Raw genomic sequence first — 16772 nt, forward strand, 5'->3', positions numbered from 1 at the left:
GCCAAGGAAACGAGCGGGCATGCGAGCCAGAAGGATGACGCGGGAGCAGCGCAGGAGCCAGTTGCTCGCGACGGCCGCCGAGATCATCCGCGCGGAGGGGACCGACGCGCTGACGCTCCTTCGGCTCGCCGAGCGTGCCGGCGTCTCCCGTCCGGTCGTCTACGACCACTTCGAGACGCGCGAGGGGCTGCTCATGGCTCTTTACCGCGACTACGACGACCAGATCGGCCGGGCGATCCGGCAGGCGCCGCGCGATCAGCCGGAGACGCTGGAGAACGTGGTGACGATCCTGAGCAGCGCGTACGTCGACGGTGTACTCGCGGCGGGCCCGGAGTGCGAGCAGGTCTACGCCGCGCTGTCCGGCAGTCCGCAGACGCGGGGTTTCCGGCAGCGGTCGTCGGATTTCTACGTCGAGGAGTTCCGCGCCGCGATCGAACCGTTCGTGCCGCTGTCCCCCAAGTCCGACCTCGCGCTGCTCACCGGAATGTTCAACGTGGTCGAAGGTCTCTCCCGCGCCGCGGCCACGGGCCGGATCTCACGCGCCGAGGCGATCTCCGTGTCGACGGACATCGTGCTCGGCGCCCTGCGGGGCCGCGCCTCCTAGCCGCTACCTACAAAGTGTAAGCTACATTTTGTAGATAGCGATTGGGGAGGAAACGTGCGAGCGACGAACAAACAAGCAGCGGAACCGGTCCTGGTCATCGGGAACAATCCGAGGTCATCGGCCCTGGCCACGGCGCTGACCCGAGCGGGACACACGGTCACCGTCTGGGCTCCCGCCGACCCACCGGACGCACCGGCGGCCGCACTGGCCACGGCGCGCGTGGTCGTGCTGTGCGTCGGCGACTACGACGAACTGTGGCGCGTCCTCGATCAGGTCGAACAGCCCATGACCGGACACGAGATCGTCAATCTCACCTCCGGGACGAGCGCGCAGGCCCGGCAGGCCGCCGCGCGTGTGTCGGCCCTCGGCGGCCAGTACCTGGACGGCGCGCTGATGGCCCACCCCGAGCACGTGGGCGACGAGCACACGGTGTTGGTCTACAGCGGCGCGGAGCGGGTGTTCCAGAACAACGAATCCCTGTTCGGACACTGGGGCAGCGCGACGTACCTTGGCCCCGATGCCGGCACGGCGTCGCTCTACGACGTCGCGATGCTGAACTTCGCCTGGGCGACGCTCATCGGCTACCTGCACACGGCGACGCTGCTCGGGGCCGCCGGCGTCCAGGCGAGGACCTTCACTCCGTTGCTCACCCGGTGGCTCAAGGCGACCGTGGTGGACGTCATCGAGGACTACGCCGCGCAGATCGACGACCGGAAGTACCCAGGCGAGGAGGAATGGCTCGAACTCGACGCGCCGTTGATGGATCACCTCGTGCGGGCCAGCGAGGAGCACGGCCTGGACGCGGCCCTGCCGGAGCTGATCGCGTCCCTGACCGCCAAGGGCATCGACGCCGGCCGCGGCAGGGAGAGTTTCGCGAGCCTGGTCGAGGTCATCAGGACACGTCGCTAGTCGCCCTTCGGGCCGGGGATGCCGATGCGCTCGTGCGCCTTCGCCACCGCCGCGAGGCCTTCGACGCAGATGCGCTCGGCCAGCTCGAAGTCCTCTTCGGTCTTCGCCTTGGTGAGCACCGATCCGGCGGTGACCCACCGCTCACGCGCGTCCCGCAGCAGTTCGGCGGCGCGCACGTCGTCGGTCGCAGCCGGCGTCTCCACGTAGTGCCCGAGTTTCGCGTGACTCGACCGGGCCGCGATCGCCTCGTCGTTGCTGCGCAGCGCCAGCCGCTTGCGCCGGCCGAGCAGCGGCACCAGCGCGCCGGCCGCGACGATCACCGCCGCCAGTGCGATCAACCAGGGGCTCACCGGCGCACCATCTCCTCGAGTGAGGACAGCTCTCTGTCCACTTCGGACACCGGCCCGCGGTCGGAGAACTCCTTGAGCACCAACACATATCGCCGCGCCAGCTCAGCCTGGTGCTCCGCCTCCGCGGCGTCGTGCGGCCGCCGAGGGTGCAGCACGTCGTCAGACAGGCTGCTGATCCGCGCGTCGATCTCGATCCGTCTGGTGTCCATTCCGGACTGGCGGTCGGCGCGCCGGCGCCACAGCAGCGCACCGACGTGCAGCAGCGCGAACAACGCCACCGAGGCGAGCATGATGCCACCGAGCGAGGTCACGATCTGCCGCGTCTGCACCGGATCCGGTGCCGGCGCCGGTGGCTGGATCACCGCACGGCGAGGAATCGAGACGTTCTTCTCGGCGATCTTCGCGTCGAACGCGAGCACGAACTCCTCGATCTCCGGCGTCTTGTTCGTCTCGGTGGCCCGGTACTGCCACGCCTGCTCGGGCGCCACGAGGAAGGAGAACCCGAAGTCGGAGTTCTTCAACCCGTTGTGCGCGTTGCCGAACTGCTTGCCGACACAGTACGACGAGTCGTAGCCGTCCTTGTTCTCCATGGCGAAGGTGATCACCAGGTTGGTGGCCGCGATCTCGGCGATCTCCTCGCACATGTCCTGGCCTTCGAGGCCCATCCTGGCCGGCGGCAGCGGAGTGCTGTCCAACATGGCCACCACGATCGGGCGGTCGCCGATCACCTGGCGTACCCGCTCGACGTCGACCACCGGCGGCGCGCCAGGCGCCACGTACACCGAACCGGTCCGCAGTCCCTCGGCAGCGGCCAAAGCCTTGGGGGACAACGGTTTCGGCCCCTGCACCGGGTTGCCGAAGAACACGTACCCGAGTGCCACACCGACCACGACCCCGAGCACCAGCCACCTCGGCAGCCCGAGCCACTTCGGCCGGCGCAGGTACGCCCAGACCTTCACCCGGTGCTTCCACAGCGGCGGCACGATGAACATCGCGGCGATGACCAGCCACACCGCCGTCATCGGGAATCACCGGCCATCTCGATCCCCTCGTCGGCGATCTTGGCCACCTGCGCCATCGCGACCGGCGTGTGCGCCTGATCGAACAGCGACCGCGCGGTGTCGTGCCGCTCGGCGACGGCGGAATCGACCGGATCGCCGCGCTCTTCCGCCGCCAGCACGAGCGCTCCCAGCGCACTGATCTTCGCCGCCGCCTGAGCGCTCGCGATCCGCAACTCGGTCGAGTCGACCTTGTCCCGCCGCCCGCGCAGCCGCCACAGGAACACCCCGGTGCCACCGAGCACACCGGCGGACCCGAGCAGCGCCCACGGTGCGGCCGCGCTGATCGTCCTGCGCACGTCGTAGGGCTCGGGCCTGGGTTGGGCCGGCGGCTGCGGGCGCCCGAACGGCTTCTTGTTCCGCAGCGTGTGCAGCCGCTCCAACACGGTGCCGATCCGGTCGGACATGGTGCTGCCCTTGGTGAAACTGCCGATCTCGAACCGCCCGTACGCGTAGTCCCGCGACGAGGTGATCTCCGCCTGATCCGGGCCGACCGCGTCGAGCCACCGGCCCTGCGTGACCATGATCACCTCACCGGGGAAGCGACCGGCAAGGGCGGGCGCGTAGTCGATCAGCGGCTGCCCCCGGGTGAGCCGCGGCAGCGCGGCGACCCGCAGCGTGATTCCCGCCCGCCCGGCCTGGTCGGCGAGATCCGCCAGCACCGGGTCCTCCCGGCCGGGCGCGTTGTAGATCTTCGTGCGCTCCAGATTGCGGGCCATCGCGTCCACCTGCGACGGCGTGGGCGGCACGACCTTGTCGTTGGTGTACTCGAACCGCCACGACTGGTCGCGCGGCACGCCCTTGGCCAGGCGGGCCAGCGTCAGCACCGACTGCGTCACGTCCAGGTACGCGGTGGTCTGGCGCAAACTGGGGATGTCGGACGGGCCATATCCCGGGCCATCGGTCACGTCGACGCCCAGCCCTTCGACCTTGATCAGCCGCAGGTTCGTGCGCTTGGCCCACTCCTCGATCGGGTTGTACACCTGGTTCTGGTAGTCGTCCTTGCCCGGATAGTTGTCGCCCTTGTAGGGCGCCACCAGAATCCGGGTATTCGGCGCCATCTCGGCGCGCACCCGCTGCTCGTCGATCCACGCCACCGCGCCGGGCGCACGATGGATCGGCGTCGTCTCCAACGCCGTGAGCGCGGCCGGCACGTCGAGCTTCGGCGGCTGCGCGGGCGTGGGTTCGGCCTGAGCCGGCAGTGGCGCGACGACCAGCGCGAAGGCCAGCGCGGCCAGTGCTGCGAACACGCGTCGGATCCCCGTCACGGCGCGAATCCTGCCACGACGGCTCCTGTCTGCTGTGTCACACAGGGGATCAGTGAGTTGGGTCGGCCGGACGAGCCCGGTCTAGCATCCGGGAGTCAACGTCGGCGGTATGTCCACTTGCGACACGCAGGCCGATCCCTCAGTGACGTTGGAGGCCGTCAACCGATGTCCGAATCGGCCGGCTCAGGCGCGAAGACGGAGAGCGCGCCAGCTCGCACCCGCAGGAGCGGGACCGTCTATCGCGGCGACCCGGGTATGTGGTCGTGGGTGGCACACCGGATCACCGGCGTGCTCACGTTCTTCTTCCTGTTCGCGCACGTGCTGGACACCGCACTCGTGCGGGTCTCGCCCAACGCGTACAACGAGGTCATCGAGACCTACAAGACCCCGCTGGTCAACCTAATGGAGATCGGCCTGGTCGGCGCGGTGCTCTACCACGCGCTCAACGGAATCCGCGTGATGCTGGTGGACTTCTGGGCCAAGGGTCCGCGCTACCAGCGGCAGATGCTCTGGGGCATTCTCGGCGTCTGGGTCGTGGTGATGGTGCCCGGTGCGTACTTCATGATCGAGCGCACCGCGCGCGAGATGTTCGGGGGTCACTGAGCCATGGCCGAACTCGCACTCGACAAGCCGCGCGCCCCACGCCGTCCGGCCGCGCGCCGCAGCAACTTCGAGCTGTACAGCTGGCTGTTCATGCGGCTGTCCGGCATGGCGCTGGTGGTGCTCGTACTCGGGCACCTGTTCATCATGAACATCCTCGACGGCGGCGTGCACCGCATCAACTGGGGCTTCGTCGCCGGCCGCTGGGCGTCGCCGTTCTGGCAGTTCTGGGACCTGTCGATGCTGTGGCTGGCACAACTGCACGGCGGCAACGGCCTGCGCACGGTCATCGACGACTACGCGCGCAAGGACTCCACCCGGTTCTGGCTGAAGATGCTGCTCTACGTGTCGATGGTGCTGATCCTGGCGCTCGGCACGTTCGTGATCTTCACCTTCGACCCGCAGATGGACATGCGGGACTGACCCCACCACGCGTCAGAAGAGAGAAGCGGCAATGCAGTTCCACAAGTACGACGTGGTGATCGTCGGCGCGGGAGGCGCCGGGATGCGCGCGGCCATCGAGTCCGGCCAGCGCGCGCGCACCGCGGTACTCACCAAGCTCTACCCCACCCGTTCGCACACCGGCGCGGCGCAGGGCGGCATGTGCGCGGCGCTGGCGAACGTGGAGGAGGACAACTGGGAGTGGCACACTTTCGACACGGTCAAGGGCGGTGACTACCTCACCGACCAGGACGCCGCGGAGATCATGGCCAAGGAGGCCATCGACGCGGTGCTGGACCTGGAGAAGATGGGCCTCCCGTTCAACCGCACGCCCGAGGGCAAGATCGACCAGCGGCGCTTCGGCGGCCACACCCGCGATCACGGCAAGGCCGCGGTGCGCCGCTCCTGCTACGCGGCCGACCGCACCGGCCACATGATCCTGCAGACGCTGTACCAGAACTGCGTCAAGCACGGCATCGAGTTCTACAACGAGTTCTACGTGCTGGACATCGCGTTGACGCCAGACGAGGACGGCAATCCGGTGGCCACCGGGGCGATCGCCTACGAGCTGGCGACCGGCGAGATCCACGTGTTCCAGGCGAAGTCGATCATCTTCGCCACCGGCGGGTTCGGCAAGGTCTTCAAGACCACGTCCAACGCGCACACGCTCACCGGCGACGGCATGGGCATCGTGTTCCGCAAGGGACTTCCCTTGGAGGACATGGAGTTCTACCAGTTCCACCCGACCGGTCTGGCGGGCCTCGGCATCCTGCTCACCGAGGGTGCGCGCGGCGAGGGCGCGATCCTGCGCAACGCCGACGGCGAGCGGTTCATGGAGCGCTACGCCCCCACGATCAAGGACCTGGCGCCGCGCGACATCGTGGCCCGGTCGATGGCGCTGGAGGTGCTCGAAGGCCGTGGCGCCGGCCCGGACAAGGACTACGTGCTGCTGGACTGCACGCACCTCGGCGCCGAGGTGCTGGAGACGAAGCTGCCGGACATCACCGAGTTCGCGCGCACGTACCTCGGCGTGGACCCGGTGACCGAGCCGGTGCCGGTGTACCCGACGGCGCACTACGCGATGGGCGGGATTCCGACCAACGTGCACGCGGAAGTGTTGCGGGACAACGACAACGTGCTCCCCGGGTTGTACGCGGCCGGCGAGGTCGCGTGCGTGTCGGTGCACGGCGCGAACCGGCTGGGCACCAACTCGCTGCTGGACATCAACGTGTTCGGCCGCCGGGCCGGAATCGCCGCGGCCGAGTACGCGACCACCCACGAGCACGTCGAGCTGCCGGAGACCCCGGCCGCCGGTGTCGAGGCCATGCTGGAGCACATCCTCTCCGAGCACGGCAGCGAGCGGGTCGCGGACATCCGCACCGAGCTGCAGTCCACGATGGACAAGAACGCGTCGGTGTACCGCACCGAGGACACGCTCAAGCAGGCGTTGCACGACGTGCAGGCGCTCAAGGAGCGGTACGCGCACATTTCCGTGCAGGACAAGGGAAAGCGGTTCAACACCGATCTGCTCGAGGCGATCGAGCTGGGCTTCCTGCTCGAGCTGGCCGAGATCCTGGTGACCGGTGCGCTGGCCCGCAAGGAATCGCGCGGCGCGCACGCGCGCGAGGACTACCCGAACCGCGACGACGTGAACTTCATGCGGCACAGCATGTCCTACAAGCAGGGTGACGGTCTCACGTCGGACATCCGGCTGGACTACAAGTCCGTCAACTTCACCCGGTACAAGCCGATGGAGCGCAAGTACTGATGTCCACTTCCACCACGAGCGACAAGCCCACCAGCGTCTGGGGCTCCCACGAGTCCCAGCCTCCGGTCCCGGACGGCGCGGTGTCGGTGACCGTGAAGCTCCTCCGGTTCAACCCGGAGGTCGACTCCGAGCCGCACTGGCAGTCCTTCGAGGTGCCGGCGCTGCCCACGGATCGCGTGCTGAACCTGCTGCACTACGTGAAGTGGTACCTGGACGGCACGCTGACCTTCCGCCGCTCCTGCGCGCACGGCATCTGCGGCTCCGACGCCATGCAGATCAACGGCATCAACCGGCTGGCCTGCAAGGTCCTGATCAAGGATCTGCTGGCGAAGAAGGGCAAGCCGACCACGATCACGCTGGCGCCGATCAAGGGCCTGCCGGTGAACAAGGACCTGCTGGTCGACATGGAGCCGTTCTTCGAGGCGTTCCGGGCGGTCAAGCCGTACCTGATCACCTACGGCAACGAGCCGACGCGCGAGCGGATCCAGTCCGCGGCCGACCGCGAGCGGTTCGACGACACCACCAAGTGCATCCTGTGCGCCTGCTGCACCTCCTCGTGCCCGGTCTACTGGAACGACGGCTCGTACTTCGGCCCGGCCGCGATCGTCAACGCGCACCGGTTCATCTTCGACTCGCGCGACGAGGGCGCCGAGGAGCGGCTGGACATCCTCAACGACGCCGAGGGCGTGTGGCGCTGCCGCACGACGTTCAACTGCACCGACGCCTGCCCGCGCGGCATCGAGGTCACCAAGGCCATCCAAGAGGTCAAGCGCGCGCTGCTGTTCAAGCGCGTCTGACCCGAGTTATCCACAAGCTCCGGGTTATCCACAGATTCGGAGCGCGCCCCGCCATGCCCGCGTGATCGGGCCGACGATGGACGCATGACAACAGCACTCGCACCACCCAGCGAAACATCACCATGCGACGCTCCACCCGATCGAGCTAGCGCCATTTCAGCGCTACAGCGCTACTCTAGCGCCATGCCCACCATCCAGATCCGCGATATCCCCGACGACATCTACGACTACCTGCGGAAAGACGCCAGGGCGAACGGAAAATCCCTGCAGTCCTACATGCGCGACCAGGTGATCAATCTGGCTCGAAAGAGGCGGAAGATCGAGTCCTCGGAACGGCACCGGCAGGTGCTGGAGCGGGTTGGCCCGAGCACCGCCACCCTCGAGGACATCGTCGCGACCATCCGGGAAGTGCGCGGTGACTGACCTGGTGATCGACGCGTCCGCCTTCGTGTTCGCCAAGGCGGAGCAACACACCGCGGCGGTGGCCATGAACGACCGTTTCGACGACACCGTCTGTCACGCGCCGCATGTCGTGGACGCCGAGGTCGGCCATGCCCTGCGCAAGCTGGAACGAGTCGGCGAGATCGGTCACGAACTCGCCGCCAGCGCGCTGTCCGACCTGTGGTGGACGATCGACGAGCGCTATCCGCACACGGGTGCGCTCACCGACCTCGCCTGGCAGATGCGGCAGTACATGTCGTTCTACGACGGGCTGTACGTCGCGCTGGCCTGCCTGCTCGACGTGCCGTTACTCACCGCGGACGCCCGCCTGGCCAAGGCCGCCGCCGACCTCCCCTGTGAGGTCGAGCTGATCACTGCTTAGCGCCGGCCAGCAGTAGCCCCATCTGTCCACAAGCGTCGAGTTATCCACAGATTCGACGCGCACCCCGTCACGCCCTCATCACAGAATCGAGCACGACCCCATGACTTCACCAATCGACTCAATCCCAGCAAATCTCGGCTCCGTGGTCCGCGAGGTCGCCTACTCCGGCGAGGAGGCGATCATCACCGACAGCGGCAGCGAGATCGCGGTGATCATCAGCATGGCCGACTACGAGCGTCTGCACGAACACGCGGACATCACGGATGCCGTGCGCATCAAGGAAATCCGCGAGCGTGGGTTCGCATCCACCCACTGGTCGACATGCTCGACAAGCTTGATGCGAGCCCGTCGGAAGTCCACACCTCGTGAAGATCGAGTTCCGCCCGGACGTAGACAAGCAGCTGCAACGACTGCCGCGCGACGTCCTCGCACGAATGTTGGAAATCGTCATGAGCCTGGCGGATGCCCCGCGGAGGCCGGGCTGATCACGATCATGCGAGTGGCGAAGCGCTCCGACGTCTACCGGTGACGGCTGCCCGACGGGTCAGGGCCGATCCGCGAGCAGGAGCAGTTCGAGGAGATGGGAGGCGGTCACCACGCCGTGCACCTCGTCCTTCTCCGCGACGACCAGCAGCGGGGTGCGCAGCCTGGCCATCAGTGCCGCACATTCCATGACCGTCGCCGAACCGTCCACAATGGCCAGTTCGTGCCGCTTCTCCTTGGGAGGCAACAATTCCTTGACCGTACGCCCCCGTAGGGTGCTCGCACACTTGTCAGCGGTGCGCTCGTCGTAGACGCGCGCGAGTGACGGGTCGTCCTGCACGTACCCGGGGATCAGGAACCGCAGCACCTGCGAGCCGGGTAGGACCGTCACCGGGCGGCCGCCGTCGTCCACGACCACGACACCGGGCAGCCGCCGCTGGGCAAGCAGCCGTGCCGCGTCCAGCGCGTCATCGGACACCTTGACGAGCGGATAGTCCTCGGCGACCTCCCTGGCACGCATGGGGTCAGCGTAGGAGCATTCGGCCATCTGAGCGCGCCTGGATTTGCGGAATCTTGACGATCTCCTGCAGAGTGTTCACACGGAGCGCCGGGAAGTCTGGTCGGCATGTAGGTAGAGCGACGACTTCTCCGGGAGCTGACATGGCGACGGTGTACCGATGACCACGCCACAAATTCTGTCGGTGATCGTCTTCGTCGCCGCCTACGTCCTGATCGCCACCGAGCGGGTGCACCGGGTGGCCGCCGCGCTCGGCGGCGCGGCGATCATGCTGGCGCTGCGCCTCACCGACGGCGAGACGGCCTTCCACTCGCTGGACGCCGGCATCGACTGGAACGTCGTGTTCCTGCTGCTCGGCATGATGGTCATCGTCGGGGTGATCAAGCAGACCGGTCTGTTCGAGTACCTGGCGATCAAGGCTGCGAAGAAGGCTCGCGGCCGGCCCTTCGTGCTGATGGTCATGCTGGTGGTGATCACCGCCGTGGCGTCGGCCCTGCTGGACAACGTCACCACCGTGCTGCTGATCGCGCCGGTGACGTTCCTGGTGTGCGACCGGCTGGGGCTCAAGCCGATCCCCTACCTGATCGCCGAGGTGCTCGCGTCCAACATCGGCGGCACCGCGACGCTGATCGGCGACCCGCCGAACATCATCATCGCGAGCCGCAGTGGCTTGTCGTTCAACGACTTCATCGTTCACCTCGCGCCGTTCGTCGTGGTGATGATGATCGTCTACATCGCGGTGTGCCGATGGCTGTTCCGGGACGCGTTCACCGTGGACGAGGAGCGCGTCGCCGAGGTGATGGCGCTGTCCGAACGCGACGCCATCCGGGACAAGGTGCTGCTCGTGCAGAGCCTGGTGGTGCTCACGCTGGTGCTCGCCGGGTTCGTGCTGCACACCGAGCTGCACTTCGACCCGTCCGTGGTGGCCCTGCTGGGCGCCGGCCTGCTGGTGGCCGCCACGAAGGTCACCGTCGAGGACGCGATCAACGACGTCGAGTGGGAGACGCTGGTCTTCTTCATGGGCCTGTTCGTCATGGTCGGCGCGCTGGTCAAGACCGGCGTGATCGGCATGGCGTCGCGCGCGCTGGCCGACGCGACCGGCGGGCGGCTGCTGCTCGCGGTGATGGTGCTGCTCGTGGTGTCCGCGCTGCTGTCCGCCGTGGTGGACAACATCCCTTACGTGGCAACGATGTCGCCGATCGTGGCCGACCTGGTCGCAGCCGCGGGCGGCACGCCGCAAGCCGAGTCGCTGTGGTGGTCGCTGGCACTCGGCGCGGACCTCGGCGGTAACGCGACCGCCGTCGGGGCGAGCGCCAACGTCGTGGTGCTCGGGCTGGCCGCCCGCAACGGCACCCCGATCAGCTTCTGGACGTTCACCCGCTACGGCGCGGTGGTCGCCGGCCTGTCGATCGCACTCGCCGCGCCCTACCTGTGGCTGCGCTACTTCGTACTCGCATGACCACGATCGACGTCCCCGACGAGCTGGCCGCCGCCCAGCACAAGTACGGCGGCGAGGCCGGCCGCGCGTGGATCGCCGCACTCCCCGACCTCGCGCCGCCCGTGCTCGACGCCTGGGAACTGCGCGCCGTGTCGTCGTCACCGGAGCTGGGCTGCGTCCCGTCCCCTAAGGTGCGGCTGCTTGGCACCACGAGTCCCGCGCTGTGCACCGGCGAGTCCCGCGCCCTGCACCCGCGAGTCCCGCGCCCTGCACCCGCGAGTCCCGCGCCCTGCACCCGCGAGTCCCGCGCTGTGCACGCGCCCTGCACGCCGATCGCGCCCGTGCGGGGCCGGGGCTCGCCGGTGATCAGAGTGCGGGCGGGCCCTGTTCGATCCGCCGCATGATCGGCGTCAGCTTGTCGAGGTCCGCGCTGTTGATCGGCATTCGCTCGTCCCACCACGTCGCTCCGGCGTCGGCGAGCGGGCCGATCACGTCGGCGGCGTCACGGGTGCTGGAGCCGCCGACCACGACGTCGAACGGCCCGCCGCCGTCACGGTGCGACGACACGTAGTCGACCAGGTCGCGCACCTCGTGCACGGGCGGCGGCGTGCCGTGGTTCGCCGACTTGAACAGCGGCACCACGCCGTCCCACCGCGCGGCCCGGCGCATCGGCTTGCGGTTGGGCCAGTAGCCGGCCACCCACACCGGCACGCGCGGCCGCTGCACGGGCGTCGGCAGCAGCGTCACGTCCCGCACGATGTGGTGCTTGCCCTCATGTGACACCTGCTCGCCGGACCAGTAGCGATCGAGCAGGTCCAGGCCCTCGTCGAGTAGTTCGGCGATCACCACGGGATCGGTCGGCTCGCCGAAGCTGCCGTACTCGTCCTCGATCGGCGCGCCCAGCCCGGTGCCGATGATCACCCGCCCGCCGCTCAGGTTGTCCAGTGTGGACACCTGCCGGGCGAGCTGATGCGGCCGCCGCCGGGCCACCGGGGTCACCAGCGTGCCGAGCTTGATCCGCGTGGTGGCCAGGGCCGCCGCGGTCAACAGCATCCAGGGATCGCCGAAGGACCGGCCCAGCGTCTTGACGTGGACAACGTGGTCCCACACGAACAACGCGTCCCAGCCGGCGTCCTCAGCGGCCTTCGCCACCGAGGCCACCGTCCGCGCGTCGCCGAAGTCACCGAAATTCGGGATGTTCACCGAGAAGCGCACGGCCGCATGGTTGTCTCACCGCACGGCGGCGGCAACTCAATTCCAGAAGACCGCGAGGCCGACGTTGAGGACTACGAGGCCGGCCAGCGTGGGGGCGACCCACTTGGGTGCCGACTCCTTGCGCATGAAGGAGATCGCGAGACCGCCGATCACCACCAGCACGACCAGCTTGATGCCGAGCTTCATGTGGTTGTAATCGGCGTCGGTGGCGGGCGCGAGCACCATCAGCAGGATTCCGGACAGTAGTTGCAGCGCGCTGCCGTGTAGCCAACCCTTGTTGATCGGCGCCTCACGGCCGGCCATCAGCTGCAGCAGGATCATGCCGACGAGCAGACCCATCCCGATCAGGTGAATAAACACCAGCAGGTCACGGACGAAGCCCATGCCGCCTCCTCAATCCGTCGACGTCGACAGCATGATCGTGCCAAACCGTGCGGCGCGCCCGGTGCGGTGGTGCTTGCCTGCACGGAGCGTGCACGCCCTAACCTACTCACGTGCGCTTCACAGCCCGCAGATCAGCCATCGCCCTTCTCTTCTCGCTGAGTGCTCTCCTGATCGCCGCGTTGATCGCCGCGCCAGGCGGATCCGCGCAGCCACAGGGCGAGCGGTCGACCGCCGAGACACACGGGGTACTCGACGACTGCCCACCACGGGAGGCCCGCGAGACGCCGCCGCCCCCGGTGGACACCTCCGAGGTCCCGAAGCCCGGCACGCCCCCGCCGGCGCCGCTGCCCGTGCCGGACGAGCCGGTCGGCGGCAACCGCATGGGCGAGTGCGGCGTCGTGCGGCCGGAGGGCACCACGCCACCACCCGGTGAGCTGACCTCGGCCGCGTGGATGGTCGCCGACGTCGACACCGGCCAGATCCTCGCCGCCCGCGACCCGCACACCCGGCACCGCCCCGCGTCGGTGATCAAGACGCTGCTGGCGATTGTGGCGATCCGCGAGCTGAACCCGCGCATGGTGATCAGCGGCACGCAGGAGGACGCCAACCAGGAGGGCACCAAGGTCGGCGTCGGCCCCGGCGGCCAGTACCCGGTGCACCTGTTGCTGCAGGCGATGGTCATGCGCTCCGGCAACGACGCGGCGCACGCGCTGGCCAGGGCGCTCGGCGGGGTGCCGGCCGCGCTGGAGAAGATGAACTCGCTGGCGAAGGCGCTGGGCGCCACGGACACCCGCGCCGCCACGCCATCCGGTCTCGACGGCCCGGGCATGTCGACCTCGGCCTACGACGTGGCGCTGCTGTTCCGCACGGCGATGCGCCACCACGAGTTCGCCGAGGCGGTCGCGACCAAGGCGCTCGACTTCCCCGGTTACGCCGCCAAGCCGGGTTACAAGCTCTTCAACGACAACAAGCTGCTCGGCAAGTACACCGGGTTCCTCGGTGGCAAGACCGGGTTCACCGACGATGCCCGGCACACCTACGTCGGCGCGGCCACCCGCGACGGCCGGCGTCTGGTGGCGGTCGTGTTGCGCACGGAGAGCAAGCCGGTGCACCCGTCGGAGCAGGCGGCCGAGCTGTTGAGCTACGGCTTCACGCTGGCCCGCCAGGGCTCGGGGTCGGTCGGCCAGCTCGTGGAACGCGCGCCGCAGCCGCAGCCCAAGCCGGGCAGCCCGCCGCCGGTCGGCGAGACCACCTCGCAGGCCCCGGTCGTGGTGGGCGAGGCGTCCAACGACCCGAACCGGTCGGCGTTCGGCAACATGGGCGTGCCACTGTTCGTGATCGCCGGCTTCGTGGTGGCGATCGCCGTCGCGCTGTGGTTGCGGCGCCAGAAGGCGAAGCGAGCGCGACTGGCCCGCCAGAGCGCCACCCCCTAGAAACGCGCATCGCGGGGGTTAGAGCATTCCGGAGGCGGCGGCGATTCCGCCGTAGCGGTGGACGGTGGGGGTCGTCTCGGGGGTGGCGAGGGTTGTGCTGATCTCGGCGACCGTGTCACGCAGCGCGACATAGCGCTCGTCGCCGAACAGGATCGTGAGTTCGTTGCGCGGCAAGCAGAATCGCAGTGACAGTGACGGCTTGCCGTTGCGGCGTTCGGTGCCGATCACGATTTCCCGCAGGCCGTGTTCGTGGTACACGGCGGGCACCGAGCCGTCCTCGCTGGAGTCCACGAGTTCGGCAAGTTTGTCCACTGTGGACTGATCGAGAATGCACGAGTGCGTGGTCACCGCGCCAGGGTGCACCACCACGTGGGCGCGGTCCGGGGCGAGATCGAACAGCATCGTGCTACGCCGGCCGTTGCGCGTGACGCCGGTGACACACCAGCGGCAGAAGAATCGAGGGCCGGCACCCGGGGGCATCGCCATCTCGTAGGCACGCAGCGCCGCTGCGACGTTCGGCTTTTTCATGATCGCCCCATTTCGCGAGGCGGCGCGGGAAGGATGAGAGGCCGATTCCCGCGCCGCCTCTCCACCAGCGGACCAGCCACTGTGGCTCCTGTTTGTCGTATGTCACAACCTTTGCATCCAAGGTGGACCCCGCACAACGGGACAAACAGCGCCCAATTGAGTGAATCCACCGGCGATTGCCGTTACAGAAAGGAGCGCGCCAATTAAGGTATGTCGTATATGACAACGCGACTGGGGAGATGACATGCCACGAAAGCCGAAGTACCTCGGCAAGATCGGCGAGCGCGGACTCGGCACGGAGCTGCGCCGACTCCGCGAGAAAGCACACGTGACGTGCGAGGAGTTGGGCCGGGAACTCGGCTGCTCCCCCAACACGATCAGCCGTCTGGAGCGCGGCCTGCGCCCAGGCACGACGGCCGAAGAAGTGCACCAGATTCTGACATATCTCAATGTTCCCGATGAGGAACGCAAAGGCGTGCTCAACATGGTCAAGGGCTACGCCGAGCACGGCTTGCTGGAGCACAGTCGCGCCACGAGACCCGGCCCGAGGGGCGCCTACCGCCGATTCGAATCACGTGCCACGAAGATCACGAGCTTCGAGGCGAACGTGGTCCCCGGTCTCCTCCAGACAGCCGACTACTACCACACGTTGCTTCGGGTCTTCGACGTCGCCGAGGAGCGCTTCGAGGAACTGATCGCTCGACGCCTGGGTCGGCAGGCACTCCTCAGCAGGCCGAATCCGCCAGACCTTGTGTTCATGATGACCGAGCCGATGTTGCGGCGGCCCTTCGGTGGACACAAGGTCATGGCGCGGCAGGTGCGAGCAATCGCTGAAGCCAGCGAGCGACCGGCTGTGTCGGTGCGAATTGTGCCGGACAGTGTCGTCGAACATCCCGGTGTCGCAGGCTCTTTCAGCCTTCTCGAGATCCCACGAGAGCCACTGGTCGTGGGCGTGGAAACGCGTAACTCGATGGCGTATCCAGAGGATCCCGAGGAGATCGAAGCTTATAGGCTGGGAGCTGAGAGGCTAATCAACTTGACGCTGGACGACCAGCAGTCGCGTAGCACGCTGGACGCCATCGCCAAGGAGTTGGAGAAGGCGAGGTAGCGGACATGACCGCGCCCATCGATTTCCACATCTGGCGGACCAGCAGCTATAGCGGCGTGGGCGACGGAGACGACAGCAACTGCGTGGAGATTTCCTTTGGTCGCAACGACTTCACGGGGATCCGTGACTCGAAGGCACCTCAGCAGGGGCACCTTGCGGTGAGGGCGCCTGCGTGGCGGGCGTTCCTACAACAGGCCCAGGGCTAGCCAGGGTCTTGCGGGCCCAGGTGGGGGCGACGACCGCCCCCACTACCGCCATCGTCAACGCGACAGTGAGCAGCCACGGGAAACCGATGGCCGCCGCGAGCGCGAGGCCGGCCGAGTGCACGGCCGTCACGAAGGTGCCCTCGATCGACATCGGCACCGGGTAATCCGTTGCCGCCGATGTCGGGCGCGCCAGATCCATGCACACCGTGGCGATCCACGTCAGTTTCGCGCTGTACACCACGTACAGCACGGCGATCGCGCACACGACCACGACGGTGCTCCCAGCGCCGAGCGCCAGCGGGAACAACCCGGCCACCGAGCCGACGCCGGCCACGCCGAGCACCAGTGCGGGCCGAACGAGGTGGCGTGACGGAACGAGTGTTACGTATTCATCGAGAACGAGCGGCCTCGAAACTCGGGCGCACGTCCACTGTGTCGTACAGGATCCGCAGGGCCGCGATGCGCCCGTCCTCGGCCAACTCCGCGAGGTCCACGACGTCGAACGGCGCCGCCACCCCGGACGGCAGCCGCCAGTCGAAGTGGAACCAGAACGACACCAGCGGCGCGCCGTCCCGTGTGCGACCTTCCATCACCCCGTGCAGCGTGAGCTTCGCCGCGCTGGTGTCGGCGAACAGCTCCGGATAGAACTCGGCGGGCGGGCGCTCGCCGTACAACGGCGAATGCACCACCGCGTCCGGCGCGAACAACGCGAGCACGGCGTCCAGATCCGAGCGCTCCAGCGCGTCCAGGTATCGCGAAACGAGATCGGAGGGTGTCAACACATCCGCAAGACTATGCCGGCACGAACGCCAAGTGCCCGCCGGGCGTACCGGCGGGCACTC

23 protein-coding genes are annotated in these 16772 nt (G+C 68.0%); 14 read left to right on the top strand and 9 right to left on the bottom strand.

Annotation, left to right across the window (positions count from 1 at the left end; translation table 11 throughout):
• The first annotated feature begins 19 nt into the window (after positions 1-19).
• Together EV193_RS18840 and EV193_RS18845 are read left to right on the top strand one after the other, a co-directional pair.
• The gene (locus EV193_RS18840) at positions 20-604 is read left to right on the top strand and encodes a TetR/AcrR family transcriptional regulator (RefSeq protein WP_242613496.1); all 585 of its coding nucleotides are present in this window, start codon (positions 20-22) and stop codon (positions 602-604) included.
• A gap of 54 nt (positions 605-658) precedes the next feature.
• Positions 659-1513 (top strand): imine reductase family protein, encoded by an 855-nt coding sequence (locus tag EV193_RS18845; RefSeq protein WP_130345497.1) that lies wholly within the window; start codon positions 659-661, stop codon positions 1511-1513.
• Here EV193_RS18845 and EV193_RS18850 read toward each other — a convergent pair.
• The 3 genes from EV193_RS18850 to EV193_RS18860 are packed head-to-tail and all read right to left on the bottom strand — an operon-like array spanning position 1510 to position 4189.
• Entirely contained in the window at positions 1510-1863 is a 354-nt protein-coding gene (locus tag EV193_RS18850; protein WP_130345498.1) for a hypothetical protein, read from the bottom strand. The genes EV193_RS18845 and EV193_RS18850 overlap by 4 nt on opposite strands.
• A complete protein-coding gene (locus tag EV193_RS18855; RefSeq protein WP_130345499.1) occupies positions 1860-2885 on the bottom strand; it encodes a hypothetical protein in 1026 nt (341 codons plus the stop codon). Before EV193_RS18855 ends, EV193_RS18850 begins: the two co-directional genes overlap by 4 nt.
• A complete protein-coding gene (locus tag EV193_RS18860) occupies positions 2882-4189 on the bottom strand; it encodes a hypothetical protein (RefSeq protein WP_130345500.1) in 1308 nt (435 codons plus the stop codon). Before EV193_RS18860 ends, EV193_RS18855 begins: the two co-directional genes overlap by 4 nt.
• Positions 4190-4354: 165 nt before the next feature.
• Here EV193_RS18860 and sdhC point away from each other — a divergent pair, with 165 nt between their 5' ends.
• From sdhC to EV193_RS18890, 7 genes are all read left to right on the top strand, one after another.
• Positions 4355-4792: a succinate dehydrogenase, cytochrome b556 subunit gene (gene sdhC / locus EV193_RS18865; protein ID WP_130345501.1), complete on the top strand. Its 438-nt coding sequence runs from the start codon at positions 4355-4357 to the stop codon at positions 4790-4792.
• Positions 4793-4795: 3 nt separating this feature from the next.
• The gene (locus EV193_RS18870) at positions 4796-5212 is read left to right on the top strand and encodes a succinate dehydrogenase hydrophobic membrane anchor subunit (RefSeq protein ID WP_130345502.1); all 417 of its coding nucleotides are present in this window, start codon (positions 4796-4798) and stop codon (positions 5210-5212) included.
• A 31-nt stretch (positions 5213-5243) separates the two neighbouring features.
• On the top strand, positions 5244-6998 hold the full coding sequence (gene sdhA / locus EV193_RS18875; RefSeq protein WP_130345503.1) for a succinate dehydrogenase flavoprotein subunit: 1755 nt from the start codon (positions 5244-5246) through the stop codon (positions 6996-6998).
• Complete coding sequence (locus tag EV193_RS18880) at positions 6998-7795, top strand: succinate dehydrogenase iron-sulfur subunit (protein ID WP_130345504.1); 798 nt, start codon at positions 6998-7000, stop codon at positions 7793-7795. Before sdhA ends, EV193_RS18880 begins: the two co-directional genes overlap by 1 nt.
• 183 nt (positions 7796-7978) lie before the next feature.
• Positions 7979-8218, top strand: a complete 240-nt coding sequence (locus EV193_RS33395; protein ID WP_165401410.1) for a FitA-like ribbon-helix-helix domain-containing protein — start codon at positions 7979-7981, stop codon at positions 8216-8218.
• Complete coding sequence (locus tag EV193_RS18885) at positions 8211-8618, top strand: type II toxin-antitoxin system VapC family toxin (protein WP_165401411.1); 408 nt, start codon at positions 8211-8213, stop codon at positions 8616-8618. Before EV193_RS33395 ends, EV193_RS18885 begins: the two co-directional genes overlap by 8 nt.
• 100 nt (positions 8619-8718) lie before the next feature.
• Positions 8719-9147: a type II toxin-antitoxin system Phd/YefM family antitoxin gene (locus tag EV193_RS18890; RefSeq protein WP_130345506.1), complete on the top strand. Its 429-nt coding sequence runs from the start codon at positions 8719-8721 to the stop codon at positions 9145-9147.
• Between the two features lie 15 nt (positions 9148-9162).
• Here the strand turns inward: EV193_RS18890 and EV193_RS18895 are convergent, their stop codons facing one another.
• Positions 9163-9621: a CBS domain-containing protein gene (locus tag EV193_RS18895; protein ID WP_130345507.1), complete on the bottom strand. Its 459-nt coding sequence runs from the start codon at positions 9619-9621 to the stop codon at positions 9163-9165.
• 157 nt (positions 9622-9778) lie between these two features.
• On the opposite strand from EV193_RS18895, the gene EV193_RS18900 reads away from it, so the two are divergent.
• Both EV193_RS18900 and EV193_RS33770 read left to right on the top strand, forming a co-directional pair.
• On the top strand, positions 9779-11077 hold the full coding sequence (locus tag EV193_RS18900) for an ArsB/NhaD family transporter (RefSeq protein WP_130345508.1): 1299 nt from the start codon (positions 9779-9781) through the stop codon (positions 11075-11077).
• Entirely contained in the window at positions 11074-11460 is a 387-nt protein-coding gene (locus tag EV193_RS33770) for a hypothetical protein (protein WP_207222709.1), read from the top strand. Before EV193_RS18900 ends, EV193_RS33770 begins: the two co-directional genes overlap by 4 nt.
• Here EV193_RS33770 and EV193_RS18910 read toward each other — a convergent pair.
• Both EV193_RS18910 and EV193_RS18915 read right to left on the bottom strand, forming a co-directional pair.
• Positions 11423-12271, bottom strand: a complete 849-nt coding sequence (locus tag EV193_RS18910; protein ID WP_130345509.1) for an LLM class flavin-dependent oxidoreductase — start codon at positions 12269-12271, stop codon at positions 11423-11425. The genes EV193_RS33770 and EV193_RS18910 overlap by 38 nt on opposite strands.
• Before the next feature lie 36 nt (positions 12272-12307).
• Positions 12308-12655 carry a hypothetical protein gene (locus tag EV193_RS18915; RefSeq protein WP_130345510.1) on the bottom strand — a complete coding sequence of 116 codons (348 nt, stop codon included), beginning with the start codon at positions 12653-12655 and terminating at the stop codon, positions 12308-12310.
• A 110-nt stretch (positions 12656-12765) separates the two neighbouring features.
• Between EV193_RS18915 and EV193_RS18920 the strand changes: the two genes are divergently transcribed.
• Positions 12766-14088: a D-alanyl-D-alanine carboxypeptidase family protein gene (locus EV193_RS18920; protein ID WP_130345511.1), complete on the top strand. Its 1323-nt coding sequence runs from the start codon at positions 12766-12768 to the stop codon at positions 14086-14088.
• An 18-nt stretch (positions 14089-14106) separates the two neighbouring features.
• On the opposite strand, the gene EV193_RS18925 is transcribed toward EV193_RS18920, so the two are convergent.
• The gene (locus tag EV193_RS18925; RefSeq protein ID WP_130345512.1) at positions 14107-14616 is read right to left on the bottom strand and encodes a hypothetical protein; all 510 of its coding nucleotides are present in this window, start codon (positions 14614-14616) and stop codon (positions 14107-14109) included.
• 244 nt (positions 14617-14860) lie between these two features.
• Here EV193_RS18925 and EV193_RS18930 point away from each other — a divergent pair, with 244 nt between their 5' ends.
• Together EV193_RS18930 and EV193_RS18935 are read left to right on the top strand one after the other, a co-directional pair.
• On the top strand, positions 14861-15724 hold the full coding sequence (locus tag EV193_RS18930; RefSeq protein WP_130345513.1) for a helix-turn-helix domain-containing protein: 864 nt from the start codon (positions 14861-14863) through the stop codon (positions 15722-15724).
• A 5-nt stretch (positions 15725-15729) separates the two neighbouring features.
• A complete protein-coding gene (locus EV193_RS18935) occupies positions 15730-15930 on the top strand; it encodes a DUF397 domain-containing protein (protein WP_130345514.1) in 201 nt (66 codons plus the stop codon).
• On the opposite strand, the gene EV193_RS33400 is transcribed toward EV193_RS18935, so the two are convergent.
• Complete coding sequence (locus EV193_RS33400) at positions 15836-16264, bottom strand: hypothetical protein (RefSeq protein ID WP_165401403.1); 429 nt, start codon at positions 16262-16264, stop codon at positions 15836-15838. The genes EV193_RS18935 and EV193_RS33400 overlap by 95 nt on opposite strands.
• 55 nt (positions 16265-16319) lie before the next feature.
• Positions 16320-16712, bottom strand: a complete 393-nt coding sequence (locus tag EV193_RS18940) for a nuclear transport factor 2 family protein (RefSeq protein WP_207222710.1) — start codon at positions 16710-16712, stop codon at positions 16320-16322.
• Between the last annotated feature and the right edge of the window lie 60 nt (positions 16713-16772).

Origin of the sequence: Herbihabitans rhizosphaerae (assembly GCF_004216555.1) — a bacterium.
GTDB classification, from domain to species: domain Bacteria; phylum Actinomycetota; class Actinomycetes; order Mycobacteriales; family Pseudonocardiaceae; genus Herbihabitans; species Herbihabitans rhizosphaerae.